The organism is Kitasatospora sp. NEAU-CNBT7 (genome assembly GCF_057220535.1).
In genome coordinates this window covers 1-16,794 of the sequence record NZ_JBXQQB010000047.1, presented here as the reverse complement: position 1 = coordinate 16,794, position 16,794 = coordinate 1, and the positions used below count along the sequence as shown (strand labels likewise).

The 16,794-nt window shown below is 73.4% G+C and carries 18 protein-coding genes; 5 read left to right on the top strand and 13 right to left on the bottom strand.

What is annotated here, in order from left to right:
- Positions 1 to 49: 49 nt before the first annotated feature.
- From AC2TEW_RS35130 to AC2TEW_RS35090, 9 genes are all read right to left on the bottom strand, one after another.
- A complete protein-coding gene (locus tag AC2TEW_RS35130) occupies positions 50 to 454 on the bottom strand; it encodes a hypothetical protein (protein WP_484627314.1) in 405 nt (134 codons plus the stop codon).
- 176 nt (positions 455 to 630) lie between these two features.
- The gene (locus AC2TEW_RS35125; RefSeq protein ID WP_484627313.1) at positions 631 to 999 is read right to left on the bottom strand and encodes a hypothetical protein; all 369 of its coding nucleotides are present in this window, start codon (positions 997 to 999) and stop codon (positions 631 to 633) included.
- A 220-nt stretch (positions 1,000 to 1,219) separates the two neighbouring features.
- The gene (locus AC2TEW_RS35120) at positions 1,220 to 3,946 is read right to left on the bottom strand and encodes a fumarate reductase/succinate dehydrogenase flavoprotein subunit (RefSeq protein ID WP_484627312.1); all 2,727 of its coding nucleotides are present in this window, start codon (positions 3,944 to 3,946) and stop codon (positions 1,220 to 1,222) included.
- A 43-nt stretch (positions 3,947 to 3,989) separates the two neighbouring features.
- On the bottom strand, positions 3,990 to 4,715 hold the full coding sequence (locus AC2TEW_RS35115; RefSeq protein ID WP_484627311.1) for an ABC transporter ATP-binding protein: 726 nt from the start codon (positions 4,713 to 4,715) through the stop codon (positions 3,990 to 3,992).
- On the bottom strand, positions 4,712 to 5,548 hold the full coding sequence (locus AC2TEW_RS35110) for an ABC transporter permease (RefSeq protein ID WP_484627310.1): 837 nt from the start codon (positions 5,546 to 5,548) through the stop codon (positions 4,712 to 4,714). Before AC2TEW_RS35110 ends, AC2TEW_RS35115 begins: the two co-directional genes overlap by 4 nt.
- Positions 5,545 to 7,014: an ABC transporter substrate-binding protein gene (locus AC2TEW_RS35105; protein ID WP_484627309.1), complete on the bottom strand. Its 1,470-nt coding sequence runs from the start codon at positions 7,012 to 7,014 to the stop codon at positions 5,545 to 5,547. Before AC2TEW_RS35105 ends, AC2TEW_RS35110 begins: the two co-directional genes overlap by 4 nt.
- Positions 7,015 to 7,025: 11 nt before the next feature.
- On the bottom strand, positions 7,026 to 7,253 hold the full coding sequence (locus tag AC2TEW_RS35100) for a 4Fe-4S dicluster domain-containing protein (protein WP_345706369.1): 228 nt from the start codon (positions 7,251 to 7,253) through the stop codon (positions 7,026 to 7,028).
- A 12-nt stretch (positions 7,254 to 7,265) separates the two neighbouring features.
- Positions 7,266 to 8,018 (bottom strand): GntR family transcriptional regulator, encoded by a 753-nt coding sequence (locus AC2TEW_RS35095; RefSeq protein WP_484627308.1) that lies wholly within the window; start codon positions 8,016 to 8,018, stop codon positions 7,266 to 7,268.
- Between the two features lie 316 nt (positions 8,019 to 8,334).
- Positions 8,335 to 9,276, bottom strand: a complete 942-nt coding sequence (locus tag AC2TEW_RS35090; protein ID WP_484627306.1) for a polyphosphate kinase 2 family protein — start codon at positions 9,274 to 9,276, stop codon at positions 8,335 to 8,337.
- A gap of 499 nt (positions 9,277 to 9,775) precedes the next feature.
- Between AC2TEW_RS35090 and AC2TEW_RS35085 the strand changes: the two genes are divergently transcribed.
- Positions 9,776 to 10,153, top strand: a complete 378-nt coding sequence (locus tag AC2TEW_RS35085; protein ID WP_484627305.1) for a dephospho-CoA kinase — start codon at positions 9,776 to 9,778, stop codon at positions 10,151 to 10,153.
- A 100-nt stretch (positions 10,154 to 10,253) separates the two neighbouring features.
- Here the strand turns inward: AC2TEW_RS35085 and AC2TEW_RS35080 are convergent, their stop codons facing one another.
- A complete protein-coding gene (locus AC2TEW_RS35080; RefSeq protein WP_484627304.1) occupies positions 10,254 to 10,733 on the bottom strand; it encodes an ArsI/CadI family heavy metal resistance metalloenzyme in 480 nt (159 codons plus the stop codon).
- An 88-nt stretch (positions 10,734 to 10,821) separates the two neighbouring features.
- Here AC2TEW_RS35080 and AC2TEW_RS35075 point away from each other — a divergent pair, with 88 nt between their 5' ends.
- The 3 genes from AC2TEW_RS35075 (at position 10,822) to AC2TEW_RS35065 (ending at position 12,462) form a co-directional block, all read left to right on the top strand.
- Complete coding sequence (locus tag AC2TEW_RS35075) at positions 10,822 to 11,214, top strand: ArsR/SmtB family transcription factor (RefSeq protein ID WP_484627303.1); 393 nt, start codon at positions 10,822 to 10,824, stop codon at positions 11,212 to 11,214.
- Positions 11,211 to 11,957, top strand: coding sequence for an aquaporin (locus tag AC2TEW_RS35070; RefSeq protein WP_484627302.1), 747 nt, complete (start codon positions 11,211 to 11,213; stop codon positions 11,955 to 11,957). Before AC2TEW_RS35075 ends, AC2TEW_RS35070 begins: the two co-directional genes overlap by 4 nt.
- An 85-nt stretch (positions 11,958 to 12,042) precedes the next feature.
- Positions 12,043 to 12,462 carry an arsenate reductase ArsC gene (locus AC2TEW_RS35065; RefSeq protein ID WP_484627301.1) on the top strand — a complete coding sequence of 140 codons (420 nt, stop codon included), beginning with the start codon at positions 12,043 to 12,045 and terminating at the stop codon, positions 12,460 to 12,462.
- Between the two features lie 209 nt (positions 12,463 to 12,671).
- Here the strand turns inward: AC2TEW_RS35065 and AC2TEW_RS35060 are convergent, their stop codons facing one another.
- From AC2TEW_RS35060 to AC2TEW_RS35050, 3 genes are read right to left on the bottom strand one after another with little or no spacing between them, the layout of a single operon-like run.
- On the bottom strand, positions 12,672 to 14,147 hold the full coding sequence (locus AC2TEW_RS35060; protein ID WP_484627300.1) for a UbiD family decarboxylase: 1,476 nt from the start codon (positions 14,145 to 14,147) through the stop codon (positions 12,672 to 12,674).
- Between the two features lie 25 nt (positions 14,148 to 14,172).
- The gene (locus AC2TEW_RS35055; protein WP_498041435.1) at positions 14,173 to 14,862 is read right to left on the bottom strand and encodes a non-oxidative hydroxyarylic acid decarboxylases subunit B; all 690 of its coding nucleotides are present in this window, start codon (positions 14,860 to 14,862) and stop codon (positions 14,173 to 14,175) included.
- Positions 14,852 to 16,081, bottom strand: coding sequence for an alpha/beta hydrolase family protein (locus AC2TEW_RS35050; RefSeq protein WP_484627298.1), 1,230 nt, complete (start codon positions 16,079 to 16,081; stop codon positions 14,852 to 14,854). Before AC2TEW_RS35050 ends, AC2TEW_RS35055 begins: the two co-directional genes overlap by 11 nt.
- A 100-nt stretch (positions 16,082 to 16,181) precedes the next feature.
- Here AC2TEW_RS35050 and AC2TEW_RS35045 point away from each other — a divergent pair, with 100 nt between their 5' ends.
- On the top strand, positions 16,182 to 16,775 hold the full coding sequence (locus AC2TEW_RS35045; RefSeq protein ID WP_484621174.1) for a TetR/AcrR family transcriptional regulator: 594 nt from the start codon (positions 16,182 to 16,184) through the stop codon (positions 16,773 to 16,775).
- Positions 16,776 to 16,794 lie beyond the last annotated feature (19 nt).

The window sequence follows — 16,794 nt, the reverse complement described above, 5'->3', positions numbered from 1 at the left end:
GCACCGCCAGCCTAGGTGGTCGGTTCCGGACGCCACCACAACGGGTTGATCATGCGGGTGGTACGGCGTGGCCGGGCCCTTCCCGCCGGTCGCTGCGGCGCCCGTCCAGGTCGTCGGCCCGCCGCCCGAGGTCCGCCGCGATGTCGTCCCGGTCCGGACCGAACAGCTCGAGGCTCAGGGCGGCCTCCCGCATCAGCGCCGGCTCGTCCGGCCGCTGCAGGAGCACCAGCCGGTACGCCAGGTTGCGCACCCGGACCGGCAGGTGGCCGTTGACCGGGGGCGGACACAGACCGGCCGATGGCTGCCAGGGCGCCTTCTGCGGCCCGGATGTGCGGGTGGTCCGCGCCGAAGTGCTCCAGCCAGGCTGCTCGTTGCGGGTGAGCACGTCGCCCGCCTTGGCGGTGCTGCCCTGGCCGGCGAGGACCCTGCCGTCCAGGGTTCCGGCCTCCAGCATCCGGTGATGGTAGGGACCCAGCCCCGCCCGGCAGTCGGCCAGGGCGGAGTCGACGGATCGGCGGGCCTCGGTGAGACGGTCGAGACCGAGCTGTGCCGTTCCGATGGCGAGACGGACGGCGGTGACGAGGCGGCCCCGGGCGCCGGGCGGCCCCACGTAGGCGTCCACCGATGCGTTCAGCGCACCCAGCTCTCCTGGCCGAGCCGGCGGGCCTCCGTTCGCATGGTGCCGAGCGCGGCCCGGAGCCCGTCCAGTGCTGCCTGGAAGGCCTGTGTCGTCTCGGGGCCCAGCGAGGGTGGGGGCGGGGTGACCGAGTCCTTCGGGTAGTCGTTGCCGACCGCCGTGGCGAAGCGTGCCCATGCGCTTCGGTAGAGGCTCGTACACCGGTCGAGCTCGGCGGCGCTGTCGGCCCACACATCCCTGGCCAGCCTCCCCTTGGTGCGCGCCAGGAGGTGGTTCAGCTCCTCGTGGACGGCGATCAACTCGCCGGTCAGGGCGCGCCGGTGGGCTCCCGCGTGGCGGTGGGTCAGTACCTCGATGAACATCCGGTCCCGCTTCCTCGTCCCCGGGCGGCCCGCCCGGCATGACCGTCCTACCACCGCCGGTGGGCGCGGGTCACGCGCACAGGGCCCGGTCCACCACCGCCGTGAGGTGCTTCAGGCCCGCCTCGTCGGCGGGCTGGACGGTGATCGCGACGTTGGCGGCGCGGCCGGTGCGCGGTCCGGGGCGATCCCGCTGTCCCCCGGCCCCCGGCCCCCGGTGGGGCTACCCCCCGGGGGTCCGCATCCGGGGGGCCGGGCCGCGCGATCCGTCCTGACGCTCGCTCACTCCCTTGAGTGCGAGCCGGGCGTAGGCGCGGACGTCGGCGTCCGCGTCGGCGAGCCGTTCGCGCAGGCCGGCGGCGGTGTCCGGGTCGGCGGCGAAGGCGGCGAGGGCGCGGACGGCGGCCTTGCGGACGTCGGCGCCGGTGTCGTCGAGCAGGGTGCGCAGCGGCGGGAGCAGCCCGGCGGCGGCGAGGGCGGCGGCGGAGGCCTTGCGGACCTGCCACGCCGGGTCCGGGGCGGCGGCCCGGGCGGCGAGTTCCGGCGGGCAGCCGATCCCGGCCGCGCCGGTGAGCGCGGCGGCGCGCACCAGCGGGTCCCCGTCCCCGGCGAGCAGGACCAGCGCGGGTGCGGTGGTGGGGTCGCCGATGGTGCCGAGGCCTTCGCCGACCGCGACCCGGACCTCGCGGGCCGGGTCCGCGGCGGCTGCTGCGAGGGCGGTGGCGGCGCCCAGCGCGACCAGCCCGCGGACGGCCTGCAGCCGGACCGGGATCTCGGTGTCGGCGAGGGCGGCGGCGAACAGGGCGGGCGATCCGGTCCGCAGGGCGCGGGACAGGTCCAGCGCGCCCGCCCGTACCGCCGGGTCGGGTGAGGTGGCGGCGTGCGTGAGGGGGGCGCCGAGGGAGCCGTCCAGTACCTCGGCGAGTTCGCGGAGTCCCGCGACGGCGGCGGCCCGCACCTGCCGGTCGGTGTCGTGGAGGGCGGCGGCGAGCGCCGCGCCGGTTCCGGGCGGCGCGGCCTCGGTGAGCACGGCCACGGCGGTCCGCCGGACCTCGGGGGCCGGGTCGTGCAGGTAGGCGGCCAGCCGCTCCAGGGCGGGCTGCTGGTCGGCGAGTTCGAGGAGTTCGAGCAGCCGGGGGGAGGCGGGTGCGGTGGCGGGCCGCTCGGTCGGCCGGGCGGTCGGGGTGGCGCCGGTGCGGCCGACGGGGGGCGGCTGGAGGGTGCCGAGTACGGTCACCGGGAGGTCGGGGGGCTCCAGGCCGTCGACCGGGACCAGGTAGGGGGCGACCGGGCGGGTGAGGAATTCCATTGCGCCGTCGGCGTCCTTGCGCAGGTTGAGGTGGCTGAACCAGCGGCGGTCGTCCCGCTCGGGGTGGTCGACGCGTTCGTGGTAGCGGCCCCAGCGGCTCTCGGTGCGGGCCAGGGAGGAACGGGCGGCCATTTCGGCGCAGTCGCGGATGAAGTCCACCTCGACCGCGCGCATCAGCTCGTGCGGGGTCCGGGCGCCGATCGCGGCGATCTCGCCGCGCATCCGCTCGAAGTGGTCGAGGGCCACGGTCAGCCGGGCGCCGGTCTTCGGCGGCGCGACGTAGTCGTTGACGAAGCGCCGCAGCTTGTACTCGACCTGGGGCTGCGGGGGTCCGTCGGGGTGGCGCAGCGGACGGTAGATCAGTTCGTGGGCGGCGGCGATCTGGTCCTCGGGGAGGGCGGCGCGGGCGGGCGGCCGGTCGGTGGCGGCGTGGGTGCCGGCCAGGTCGCCGAAGACGAAGGCGCCGATCATGTAGTTGTGCGGGACGCAGGCGAGGTCTCCGGCGGCGTACAGGCCGGGGACGGTGGTGGCGGCGTTCTCGTCCACCCAGACGCCGCTGGCCGAGTGTCCGCCGCACAGGCCGATCTCGGAGATGTGCATCTCGATGTCGTGGGTGCGGTAGTCGTGGCCGCGGTTGGCGTGGAAGGTTCCGCGGCTGGGGCGTTCGGTGGTGTGCAGGATCGATTCGAGGGCGCTGATGGTCTCCTCGGGCAGGTGGGTGGTCCGCAGGTACACCGGGCCGCGGTCGGAGGCCAGTTCGGCGGCGAACTCGGCCATCATCTGCCCGGACCAGTAGTCGGAGTCGACGAAGCGCTCGCCGTGCCGGTTGACCTGGTAGCCGCCGAACGGGTTGGCGACGTAGGCGCAGGCCGGGCCGTTGTAGTCCTTGATCAGCGGGTTGATCTGGAAGCACTCGATGCCGCTGAGTTCGGCGCCCGCGTGGTACGCCATCGCGTAGCCGTCGCCGGCGTTGGTCGGGTTCTCGTAGGTGCCGTAGAGGTAGCCGCTGGCGGGCAGTCCGAGCCGCCCGCACGGGCCGGTGGCGAGCACCACCGCGCCGGCCTCGACGGTGACGAACTCCCCGCTGCGGGTGTCGAATCCGGCCGCGCCGACGGCCCGGCCGCCGGCGGTGAGCACCCGGACCGGCATCACCCGGTTCTCGATGGTGATCCGTTCGCGCAGGTGGCGCCGGCGCAGCACCCGGTACAGCACCTTCTTGACGTCCTTGCCCTCCGGCATCGGCAGCACGTAGCTGCCGGAGCGGTGCACCTGGCGGACCTGGTACTCGCCGGCGGCGTCCTTCTCGAACTTCACGCCGTACCGCTCCAGCCGCTGCACCATGGCGAAGCCGCGGGTGGCGGTCTGCCGGACGGTGCGCTGGTCGACGATGCCGTCGTTGGCGCGGGTGATCTCGGCGACGTAGTCGTCCGGGTCGGCGCGGCCCGGGATGACGGCGTTGTTCACGCCGTCCATGCCCATGGCGAGCGCGCCGGAGTGCCGGACGTGGGCCTTCTCCAGCAGCAGGACGTCGGCGCCGGCCTCCGCCGCGCTGATCGCGGCCATCGACCCGGCGGTGCCGCCGCCGACCACGAGGACGTCGCAGCCGAGCCGTCGCGCTGCGGCGAGGTCGGGGATCTCCATACCGGTGAATCCTCTCGGAAGGGGTGAACGGGATTGCCGGTGGCTACAGTTGGGCGAGGATCCGGGTGCGCAGCGCCAGGACGGACGGCTGGTCGCGGGCGGCGGGGTCGCGGGGGTGCGGTACCTCGTGGACGGCCGTCAGGGTCCCGCCGCCGAGGACGGCGACCCGGTCGCCGAGCAGCAGGGCCTCGTCGACGTCGTGGGTGACGAACACGACGGTGCAGCGTTCCTGCTCCCGGACGGTGAGCAGGAGTTGCTGCATCGCGGCGCGGGTCTGCGGGTCGAGTGCGCCGAACGGCTCGTCCATCAGGACCGCCCGGGGTGCGCCGACCAGCGCACGGGCCAGCTGGACGCGCTGGCGCTGGCCGCCGGAGAGTTCGCGCGGCAGCCGTCGCTCCAGTCCGGCGAGCCCGACCCGGGCGATCCAGCCGTCCACCGGTGCCCGCCGTCCCGTGCGGGGCACTCCCCTGATGGTGAGCGGGAGTTCGATGTTGCGGCGGACGGTCCGCCAGGGCAGCAGGGCGTCGTCCTGGAAGACCAGCGCCCGGTCCGCGCCGGGGCCGCGCAGCGGCCGGCCGTCGGCCAGCAGGTCGCCGCCGGTGGGTGGCAGCAGGCCGGCGAGGGTCCGCAGCAGGGTGGACTTGCCGCCGCCGGAGGCGCCGACCACCGTCAGCACCTCCCCCGGCCCGATGTCCAGGTCGACGCCGCCGAGCACCGGCCGTCCGGGGTGTCCGACGCTCAGTCCGCGCGCCGTCAGCCGTACGGTCATACGCCCGCCTCCACGGGTTCGGGCCGGGTGGCCGGCCGGTCGGGTCCGGGGTCGGTGCGGGTCCGCGGGCCGGGCGGCGGCAGCCAGACCGTCAGCCGGCGGCCGAGCAGTTCGACGGCGCCGGAGGTGGCCCGGCCGAGCAGCCCGATGGTGGCCATCCCGACGAAGACGCCGGGGTAGTCCAGCACGGTGTACGCCGACCAGGTCCGGTAGCCGACGCCGAACTGCCCGGAGACCATCTCGGCGGAGATCACGCAGATCCAGGCGACGCCGATGCCCACCGACAGGCCGCCGGCCACGCCGGGCAGGGCGGCCGGCAGGACGACGCTCCACAGCACCCGGCCGCGTCCGCCGCCGAGCGTGCGGACGGCCTCCTCCCAGAGCGGGGGTACCGCCCGGACGGCGTGCCGGGTGGCGACCGTCACCGGGAAGAAGGCCGCGACGAAGGTGATGAACACGATCCCCTGCTCGTTCTCCGGGAAGAGCATGATGGCCACCGGTACCAGGGCGATCGCCGGGATCGGGCGGATCAGTTCCAGCACCGGCCCGAGCAGGTCGGCCGCCGTCCGCGAGCGGGCGGTCAGTGTCCCGACGGCCACGCCGAGGACGGCCGCCAGCAGGAACCCGCTGCCGATCCGCCGCAGGCTGTCCGCCAGGTCCTGCCAGTACGGGCCGGTCCCGAGCTGCTGCCAGAACACCTGGGCGACCTGGGTGGCGGTCGGCAGGTGGTCGAAGCGCACCCACCACCGGACCCGCTGCGAGGTGAGCAGCTGCCACAGTCCGAGGAACCCGGCCAGTGCGGCCACCCGCACCAGCCGCCGCCGCAGGGTCATGACGCGGCCAGCGCTTCCCGGTACGTCAGCTGCCGGGCGCCCGGGTGGGCCGCCAGGTAGGCCCCGGCGCCGTCCTCGGTGGTGAACGGCAGCAGGGCGGGGCCGTCCTGCACCCACCGGTCCTTGTCGGCGAACCAGCGGGTCCCGGTCGCGGCGTCCGGTACGTACGCGGCGCGGACCTTCTTCCCGGCGGGCCCGGCGGCGCCGGCGGCCCTGAGCGCGCGCAGCAGGCAGCCGGGGTCGGCGGCGGGCCGCGTGGTGTCCTCGCCGTCGTACCAGATCTCGCCGGCGAGCTTCGGGTCCTGCACCGGGCGGCCGCAGACCGGGTCGGTCCCGGTGATCCGGGCGGGTTCGACGGCCGGCAGCGCGGCCTGCGCCTGGTACGAGGGGTCGACGAAACGGTCCAGGTCGAGTGCCTTCAGCACGCCGACGGACTTCAGGAACGGGACGTCCTGGCGCAGCGCGTCGAGCAGGGCGGGGTCCAGCGGGGTGGCGAAGGTGGCGATGCCGCCGGGGCCGTTGTAGAGGTGGACCACCTCGGGTGCCAGGCCGGTCGCCCCGGCGACCTTGCGGCTGGCGTCCAGCGGGTGCTCGGCGAGGAACCGGGTGGCGTCCGCCTGGGCGCGCAGGAAGTCCTGGACGACCTCGGGGTGCGCGCTGCCGTACGCCTGCCGGGTCACCACCCCGTGCAGGGTGGGGCGGCCCAGTGCGGCGCCGTCGTACAGCAGCCGGCCGTCGCCGGCGAAGACCACCGCACCGGGCCAGGCGACGAACTGGGCCAGCGCGTCGACGCTGCCGGCCTTGAGCGCGGAGGCGCCGACGGCGGGCTGCTGGTTCTGCTTCTGGATCTCGCCCTCCGCGACCCCGGCCTTGGCGAGCGCCTGGATCAGGGTGCCGTCGGCGGCCGAGCCGACCGAGGTGGAGACCTTGCGGCCCTTGAGGTCGGCCAGGGTGTGCGCGGGCGAGGAGTTCGGCACCACGACGCCGTTGAGCGCGCCGAGCAGGTTGTATCCGGTCACCGAGACCAGCCGGGTGCCGGGACCGCCGGCCTCCTGGGCGCGGGAGCCGTTGATCAGCAGCGGGTAGTCGCCCATCGAGCCGATGTCGATCTTCTCGGCGAGCATCTGCGCGGTGATCGGGGCCCCGGAGTCGTAGTCCTGCCAGGTGACCTTGTAGTGCCGGCCGTCCTGCCGGCCGCGTTCGGCGAGGCGCTGCTCGAAGTAGCCCTGGGCCCGCAGCAGGGTGCCGGCGGTGACGGTGTTGATGGTCTTGGACTGGTAGCCGACGACCACCTCGACGGTGTCGCCGGAGGCGCTCGCGGAGGTGCAGGCGGTGGCGGCGGTCAGGGCGGCGGCGGCGAGCAGCGCGCCGAGCGGCCTGGTGGTCGCGGGTGTCCGGGTGGTCCGCGCGGGCAGGGGTATTCGGGTGGTCAGGGGTGTCCGGGTGGTCCGGGTGGTCCGGGTCATCTGATGAGTCCTCAGCGCAGCAGGTAGGGCATGTTGACGGTGACCGCGCCGGTGGGGCAGCGGGCGGCGCACGGGCCGCAGTACCAGCACTCGTCCACGTGCATGTAGGCCTTGTCGGTGTCCGGGTCGATGGCCAGCGAGTCCAGCGGGCACATCTCGACGCAGAGCGTGCAGCCGTCGATGCACAGCGAGGCGTCGATGGTCACGGGGACGTCGGTGCGGTGGTCGGCGAGCGCCATGGGCGTGGTCCCTCAGGTCAGGTCGCGCAGCAGCCGGCCCTGCATGGTGATCCGGTCGCCGCGGAAGCGGATGTACTCGAGGTCGACGGGGCGGCCGTCGGCCAGGGTGGTGAGCCGTTCCAGCATCAGCAGGGCGGCGCCGCGCGGGACCTCCAGCACGGTGGCGGAGTGCGGGTCGGCGTTGACCGCCTCCAGGGTGATGTCGGCCCGGCCGAGCGGCAGGCCGGCGACCTCCTCGATCAGCCGGAAGACGTCCTGGTGGACCAGGTCGGCGGCGTCCAGCCCGGCACAGATGTCGGGGACCAGGTAGGTCAGGTCGAGCGAGAGCGGCAGCCCGTTCAGCCGCCGCAGCCGCTCCACGTACACCACGTCCGCGCCCTCCGGCAGGCCGAACCGGCGGGCCACCGGGCCCGGTGCGCGGACCGGGCCGAACGAGCGGACCTCGTTGGTCACCTCGCCGTGCTCGTGCAGGGTCTCGGCGAGGCCCTGCAGCCGGTTCAGCCCGTGCGGCACCTTGTCCGCCACCACCAGCGTCCCCGAACCGGGCACCCGGCGGACCAGTCCCTCGCCGCGCAGCAGGTCCAGCGCCTCCCGGATGGTGTTGCGGGACGCACCGAACTCCTCCGCCAGCTGCTCCTCGTGGGGCAGCTGACCGCGGCCGAACACCTCGCTCAGGACCTGCTGCCGCAGCACGTCCGCCACCTGCCTGGCCCGGTCGGCCCGCAGTCTCCGGGCGCCGGGACGGACGGTGTTCTCGCTGGTCATCGGCGCTGCTCCGGGCGTCGGCGGCTGGTTCGACCTGAACCCTAGGGCCGTACCGGCGGGTTTATCGTTGCCGCGGCATTACGCCACCTGACGGAGCACCGAGCAGGTGCCTGACCTGCGGGAAACCCGGCCCGCGCGGCCGAACTGCCACCCCGCGCGCCGCCCGTCGCCCGCCGGCGGCGCGCGTCAGGGCACCGCCGACGCGTGTCAGGGCACCGGCCGCCGGCGTCGGACGGCCTGCCGCGCCCCGGACCGGATGATCCGCCCGACCGCGGGGACGGTTCCGTTCCTCCCGGTGGGTCCGCCCCTGCGGCGGTCAGCCACGGTGCCCGTCCGCGTACGGGTCGCGGGCGGCGCCCTCGGGGGCCTCACGCTCCAGCAGCTGCTTGGCGGCCCGCAGTTCCTTGCGGGCCTTCTTCCCGACGGTCGGGTACCGGGGGTCGATCTCCATCAGCGTGTGGGCGAGCACCGCGGCGGCGCAGATCCGCGCGAACCACTTGCGGTCGGCCGGCACCACGTACCAGGGCGCCCACGGGGTGCTCGTGGCCGAGAGCATCTCGGAGAAGGCGTCCTGGTAGTCGTCCCACCGCTCGCGCTCGCGGAGGTCCACCGCCGAGAACTTCCAGTTCTTCTCCGGCAGGTCGATCCGCTTCAGGAAGCGGGTGCGCTGCTCCTCCTCGGAGAGGTTGAGGAAGACCTTCACGACCCTGAACCCGTTGTCGCAGAGATAGCGTTCCCAGTCGTTGATCTCCCGGTAGCGGCGCGCCCAGACATCGGGCCCCCTCGCCTCCCGGGGCAGCCGCTGGCGGTCGAGGTTCTCGGGATGCACCCGCACCACGAGGACCTCCTCGTAGTGCGACCGGTTGAAGATCGCGATGTCCCCGCGGGCCGGCAGGCGCGAGGCGTAGCGCCACAGGTAGTCGTGGTCGAGCTCCTCCGCCGAGGGCACCTTGAAGCTGCTGACGTGCACGCCCTGGGGGTTGACCCCGCTCATCACGTGGCGGATCGTCCCGTCCTTCCCGCCCGCGTCGATCGCCTGGAGGCAGAGCAGTACGCCGAAGGTGTCCTGGGCGGCCAGCCTCGCCTGGTACTCGGCGAGCAGTCCGACGCCGGAATGCAGCAGCCCGGCTCCGTCCCGCTTCTTCATCCGCGCCTTGTAGCGGGGGTCGAAGTCACGGGCGAGATCCACCCGCGTACCCGGCTGCACCCGCAGCGGCTCGATGAACTTCGCGATCCGTCCGGCCTGTTCGTCCGACATCGCCGACGCCGCTTCCTCTCGGTCCGCGACGGCTGGGCCCCGCCGCACCGGCTCGTGTCCCCCACTTGTGGTCCGGCCGCCGGTCCGGTGGGTCAAGTGGGTCCGGTGGGTCCGGTGGGTCGGGTACCCGGCGCGGGGTGGTCCCGCCGCGGCTTCGATCCGGCTCGCCGTCCGATGGATTTCGGTCCGGTGGATTTCGCCATCTGCCAGCCTCGGTCCGGCCGGTGGGGGCGTCAATCCGGGCACCGCCGTCCGGGTGACCGCCCGGGGGTGTCGTCGGGGTGTTGCCGCCGTAGCTGCTCGGCCCGGACCCGGGCGGTCGGGCGAGGGAGCACAGCGGAGGTCCCGTTGGTGAGCCGGCGGCATCCGGGCTCAACCACCGGCGGTACCAGCACAGTTGTCCCGTCCCATCCCGTCCCGTTCCGGCGGGTTCGGTCCGCGGCGGCGGCTGTCGGCCGGGCCGGGCCGGGCCGGGCCGGGCCGGGCGATACTGCCACGCATGAGAGTCAGATGCTTGGAGATCATCCATCCCGACGGCGACCACCCCGTCGCGGAGTTCGGCGGGATCCGGGTGGGTGGTGTCTACCCGGTTCTGGAGCTGGTCACCGACGACGACCAGTGCTACATCCGGGTGCTCGGCCCCGACTCACCGGACCCCGGACTGGAATGGGACCCCGTCTCCTTCGAGACGGTGGACACCGGGATACCGCCCGGCTGGACCCTGGCCATCGCCGGTGGCCGCACCCGCCTCGCCGATGCCCGCTGGCAGCGCCCCGGCTTCTGGACCGACTACCATCGCGGCGACCCGCAGGCCCGGGCCGACTACGACCACGTGAAGCGCGAACTCCTCGCCGCCGCCCCACCGCACGAGAGCTGACCCGCCCGGGCCTCCCGCGGAGGTCGCCGGCGGAGACCCCGGGCGGAGGCTCCCCCCGGACCACTTCGGCGTCATCGGCGCGGCCGTCACGACCGTGCTGTCAGCAGGCGCAGTCGCAGTCGCAGTCGGTGGCAGCCTGGCGGGTGGGGTCGGCCGCCTGCTCGTCGAGGGCGCAGCAGGTGGCGGGTGCAGCGGGGGCCTTGCCCGGGGCCTCGGCGTCGGCCTTGACGACGTGGACCTCCCAGGGTTCCCGGCCGGGGCCGGCCACCCGGACCTTGTCCTGCCGTGCGGAGCAGCAGGTGGTGTCGTTCTCCGGGGAGGTGGCGAGGCCCGCGTCCTGGAGGCGGACGGCAGCGGCGGATACCTGCCCGGCGGTCTCGACCTCGACGCCGAGGTGGTCGAGGCGGGTGGGCTCGCCGGCCTCGCCCTCGACGAGCACGAGCTTGAGCGGGGGTTCGGTGATGGCGAAGTTCGCGTAGCCGGGGCGGAGTTCGGCCGGTTCGGTGTCGAAGAGCCTGGAGTAGAAGGCGACGGAGCCTTCGAGGTCGGCGACGCGCAGGGCGAGCTGAACGCGGGACATGGCGTTCTCCTCGGGTCCGGGATTCTGTTTCGACATCTGTCGATACAGCGAGCTTGCTCCCGACTTGGATGACTGTCAATATAGATGCATGTCGAAATCTGAGCTGGTCGTCCTCGGGCAGGACGACGCCGCGGTGTGCTGCTCGCCGCTGGTCCGCGAGCCGCTGGGCGAGGTGGCCGCCGTCGACCTGGCACGGATGTTCAAGGCCCTCTCGGACCCGGTCCGGCTGCGGCTGCTGTCACTGATCGCCTCCCACGAGGGCGGCGAGGCCTGCGTCTGCGACCTGACCGGCCCCTTCGACGTCTCCCAGCCGACCATCTCCCACCACCTGAAGGTGCTGCGCGAGGCCGGCCTGGTCGGCTCCGAGCGCCGCGGGACCTGGGTCTACTACTGGGTCCTGCCTGCCGCTCTGGCCAGGCTGTCCGCCCTGCTCCAGGCTCCGACCGGGGCTGCCGCGGCCACCACGGGGAGTACGGGATGAGACCGATGGCGCCCCTGGGCCGGCGGACGGCGGTCGAGTTCGTCGGCACCGGAGCGCTGGTCGCGGTCGTGGTCGGCTCCGGCATCCAGGCGACCGAGTTGTCGAAGGACGTCGGCGTGCAGCTGCTCGCCGACTCGCTCGCGACCGTGTTCGGTCTCGGTGTGCTGATCGTCCTGCTCGGCCCGGTCTCCGGCGCCCAGTTCAACCCGGTCGTGACCCTGGCGGCGTGGTGGACCGGGCGCCGGGACGGCAGCGGCCCGACCCTGCGCGAGGCCGCCGCCTACCTGCCGGCGCAGGTCGCGGGGGCGATCGGCGGCGCGGTGCTGGCGGACGCGATGTTCGCGCGACCACTCGTCCAATGGTCGTCCCATGACCGGGCGGCCCCGCACCTGTGGCTGGGCGAGGTCGTGGCGACCGCCGGCCTGGTCCTGCTGATCTTCGGCCTGACGCGGACCGGGCGGGCGCACTTCGCGCCGGTCGCGGTGGCCTCTTACATCGGCGCGGCGTACTGGTTCACCTCCTCCACCAGCTTCGCCAACCCGGCTGTCACGATCGGCCGGGCCTTCACCGACAGCTTCGCCGGCATCGCCCCCGCCTCGGTCCTGCCGTTCGTCGCCGCCCAACTGGCCGGCCTGGCCGCCGGCCTCGTCCTGGTCGCCGTACTGTTCGGCCGTCCCGTGCCCGCTCCGGCGGACATCGTCGTTCCGCACGGCGAGCACCGAGCCGCCACCGCGGGCCGCTGACCGGCCCCCGCCCGCCTCTCCCGTCCCGACCCGGCCGTCCCGACACGGCCGTCATGTGCCGTCCCGACCGAGGAAGCATCCCGCCGTGAACACTCCCGCCGTCCCGTCCGTCCTGTTCGTCTGCGTGCACAACGCGGGCCGGTCCCAGATGGCCGCCGCCTTCCTCACCCACCTCGGGCAGGACCGGGTGGAGGTCCGCTCGGCCGGTTCCGCCCCCGCCGCCACGGTCAACCCGGCCGTGGTGGAGGCGATGCGCGAGGTCGGCATCGACGTCTCGGCCGAGGTGCCGAAGGTGCTCACCGTCGAGGCGGTGCAGGCCTCCGACGTGGTGATCACCATGGGCTGCGGCGACGCCTGCCCGTACTTCCCCGGCAAGCGCTACCTCGACTGGCAGCTGGACGACCCGGCCGGCCAGGGTGTGGACGCCGTCCGGCCGATCCGCGACCGGATCGAGCAGCGCATCCGCGGCCTGCTGGCCGAGCTCGGGGTCCCGGCTGCCGTCTGAGCGCCGCCGGCGCGACTGCGGCCGCCACGCTCCCGAGCACGCCGAACGGGTACCGGCGAGCAGGTACAGGCGATCCACCGGCCAGGAATCGACGTCGGCGCCCGGGTGCGGGAACGGCGGGAGAGAGCTGCTGGTGGCTCGGTCCCGCCGTTCCCGAGGCGCGCGGTCATCGGCGTTCGCCGGTTCGGGCACGTCTCCCACCGGCTTCCTCAGTCCTCGTCCCAGTGGTCGAGGACGAGCCGGCGGATGCGGGCCGGGTAGGCCTCGGCGAACGAGCTGTGCGGCATCCGGCCCTGGCCGGGGGCGGGCTGGAGTCCGTCGTGGAGGACGACCGGGCCGGTCATGGTGGCGCGCTCGTCGTGGTGGTAGCAGGTCATCAGGGGGTGGATCGGGCCGTTCCACGTCTCGGCCCGGTCGGTGGGGTGGATGCGGGTGGCCAGGGCCCACATCAGGTCGGCGTCATCGGCGGGGTCGATGTCGTCGTCGAGGACGAACACCTTGGCGTGGAGCCTCCCGGTCCGGGATCCCCCGGCCATGACCTCGCCGATGCGGTGGACGAACTCCTGGGAGTCGGTGTCCGGGAGGAGTTCGCGCCAGTTCGCCGGGACGGTGAGCACCAGCCAGTGGGAGGCCGCGCGCAGCGGGGACCAGGCCGTGGTGACCGGCAGGCCGGCGGTGCGCAGGTCCTGCAGGACGTCGGCGGCGATGCCGACCCCGGTGACGGTGTGGAACTCGTCCACCGGACGGCCCTCGGCGACGATCGGCCAGATCGGGGCATCGCGGTGGGTGATGCACTCGACGGTGTAGACGGGCTGGTGGGAGGACTCGTCGGGGACGTAGCCGGCGAACTCCCCGAACGGCCCCTCGATGGCGGAGCGTTCCACCGACAGGTGGCCCTCGATGACGACCTCCGCACCGGCGGGCACCTCGAGGTCCGACAGCTCGCACTTCACGACCTCGACGGGCTCGCCGTGCAGGGCGCCGATGAAGCCGGCCTCGTCGACACCGTCGGGGAGCGGGATGCCGCCGACGAAGGGGATCGCCGGATCGCCGCCCTGGACGAGTGCGTAGGGCATCGGCTTGCCGATCTTCACCCATTCCTGCCAGATGAGGCCGATGTGCTGGGGCGGGATGACCAGGCCGGTCATGCGCTTGCCGTCGATCATCATGATGCGGGCTATCGACCAGTTGGTCCACGAGCCGTCCGGGGTGCGCGCGACGATGATCCCCCAGGTGTTGAGGTACCGGCCGCCGTCCTGCTCGTGGACCCGGGGTACCGGGAAGCGGTCCAGCGTCGCGTCCTCGCCGAGGAGGACGTTCTGCTTGCACGGGGCCTCGTCGCGGGACACCAGCTTGGGCGGTACCGGCGGCAGGTCCCGGGTCGCCGCCAGCGTGTCCACGAGCTGGGCGGCCGTCAGGTCCGGCGGCAGGCCGAGGGAGAGCGCGACCCGGGCGAGCGGCCTGCCGGGTGCGGAGCTCAGCGAGGCGGGTGCGCCCATCAGCCGGAAGCCGGGCTCGGCGCCGCTGACGTTCTCGAAGAACGGCGCGGGGGCGGTGCGCTCGTAGGAGAGCCGGGTGATGGCCGCGGCTTCCAGGTCCCAACTGACCTCGCGACGCACGCGCTTGAGGTCGCCGAGGGCGTCGAGTGCGGCGAGGTGCGCACGGAGGTCCTTGGGGTGGTTCATGGGTGTGGTTCCTTTCCCTGGTGCGTCAGTTCATCTGGAGGGCCCGCGGGTGCGTGGCGGCGGCCCGCATGCCCTCCCAGCGCCGGGCCCGGGTGGAGTCGATCCCGAACTGGTCGCAGATCCTCGCCACGATGTGGTCGACGATGTCGTCCACGGTGGCGGGGTGGTTGTAGAAGGCGGGCATGGGCGGCACGATGGCGGCGCCCATGCGGGCGAGGGCGAGCATGTTGTCCAGGTGGATCTCGCTCAGCGGGGTCTCCCGGGGGACGAGGACCAGCTTCCGGCGCTCCTTGAGCGTGACGTCCGCGGCGCGGGCCACCAGCCCGTCGGCGTACCCGGTGCGGATCCCGGCCAGCGTCTTCATGCTGCACGGGACGATCACCATCCCGTCGGCGCGGAACGAGCCGGACGCGATGGACGCCCCCTGGTCGTCGGGCGAGTGGACGACGTCGGCCAGCGCCGCGACGTCGCGGGTGCTCATCCCGGTCTCCAGTTCGACGGTGGCCCGCGCCCAGCGGGTCAGCACCAGGTGCGTCTCCACGCCGGGATGCCGGTGCAGTTCTTGCAGGAGCCGGGCTCCCAGGACGGAGCCGGTCGCTCCGGTCATTCCGACGATCAGACGCACTTCTGTCTCCCCACTGCTCTCGTCGGTCGACGGACAGTCCGCGGACCGGGCCCGTCGCGGTGTTGGATCGCCAAGTAGTTCAGGCAGCACTGGTGTTGACGTTGAAGGTGTCGTCGAGCCAGTCGTAGATGCGGGCCTGGGTCAGGCGCATGGCGCCGGGGTGGCAGTGGGCGCCGGCGCCCTCGTCGGCGGTGAACACCATCAGGGTCTTCGGGCAGGTGAGGTGGTCGTAGAGCTGCTCGGGCTGGCCCTTGAAGAACATGTCGTCCTCGGCGTCGCAGACCAGGGTCGGGCACTGGATCTGCTCGGCGATGCCGTCGGCGAGGGTGTAGTCGAGGTAGGAGGCGTTGAAGGCGCGGGGGGTGTCGACGCCCATGACGTACATGCCGTGGTTGATCGCCCAGCGGGCGATCGGGTCCTTGGTCATGATCTGCTCCATGGCGGCGTCGAGTTCGGGGGCGGACTCGGCGCGCAGGAGGCGTTCGGCCTCCTCGCGGGTGCCGGGGATGTTGCGCACGGAGGTCTCGCCGAGGTCGTAGAGGCCGTCGACGGCGATCAGTGCGGCGAGGCGGTGCTCGAAGGCGGCGGCGCGGGGGGCGAGGATGCCGCCCATGCTGATGCCGACCAGGGCGATGCGGCTGTTGTCGACGTCGGGGAGGGTCTCGGCGAAGTCGACGACGGGGGTGATGACGTTCTCCCAGTCGGGGCGGAAGACCATGTCCTGGTGGTGGCGGGGGCCGGGCATGCCGGGGCCGTCGAAGACGAGGACGGTGTAGCCGCGTTCGACGCCGGCCATGGCGCCGAAGAAGTGCATCTCCTCGGCGGTGCCGTCGAAGCCGTTGTGCATGATGAGGGTGGGGCGGGGGGTGCCGGAGTCGTCGACGCGGTAGAGGTAGCCGGGCAGGGTGGTGCCCTGGTAGGGGATGGCGACGGGTTCGATGACCGGGGTGAACAGGGCGGCGGCGGCGCGGAAGCAGGCGACGCTGCGGTCGTAGGCGTGGTCGTGGCGGGGGTCGCAGGGGTGGCCGTGCAGGAAGAACTCGGCGGAGCGGTAGTAGTTGGAGGCGCGCAGGTAGCCGTCGCGGGCGCTGATGCGGTGGCCGGCCTTGAGGGCCTTGTCGGCCTCGGTGCGGACGCGGTCGGCGGTGGCGGTCCACTCGGTGTACCAGCTGTCGTAGTCGCCTTCGGTGATGCGTTCGCCGGTGGCGACGACCTCGCCGAAGTCGGCGCCGCCGTAGGCGATGTGGCTCATGGAGCGGAGGGTCTCGTACCAGAACTGGATGTTGTTGGGGAACAGCAGCTGCTTCATGGGGGTCTCCCTGGATCGGTTAAGCACTGATCTGTGCTTGTGGTGGGAACTGTAGACCCTCCGGGCGCGAGAAGCAAACATCTGTGCTTACGATGGGAGGGTGACCACGAAACAACCCACCGAACGCATCCGCAGGAGCCCCGAACAGGTCCGCGCGGCCGTCCACCAGGCCGTCATCGACCTGCTCTCCGAGCCCGACGGGGCCGAACCCACCATCCCGGCCATCGCGCAACGCGCCGGCGTCAACCACACGGTCGTCTACCGGCGTTGGGGCAGCCGGGAGGCCCTGCTCGCCGACGTCGTCACCACCCGCCTCGAGCGCACCTCACCCCTGCTCGACACCGGCAGCCTGCGCGGCGACCTCACCGCCTGGGCCCGGGCCAGCGTCGACAGCATCCGCACCCCCGAGGGCCGCGTCCTCATCCGCGCCGTCGCCCTCTCCATGCCCACCAACCCCGACGCACAGAGCGACCGCGGTGAGCAGTTCCGGCGCCGCGTGCGCTCCATCGAAAGCATCCGCGAGCGGGCCACCGCCCGCGGCGAACACCCCCCGCCCCTGGAGGACATCTTCGACCAGCTCCTCGCCCCGTTCTACGTCCGCGTCATCTTCGGCATCGACCCCCCGGCCACCGGCTACCCCGAAACCCTCGTCAACCGCCTACTCGGCCCCCCGGCCCCACCGGCCACCACCTGACCCGACCCGCCCGTGCGGC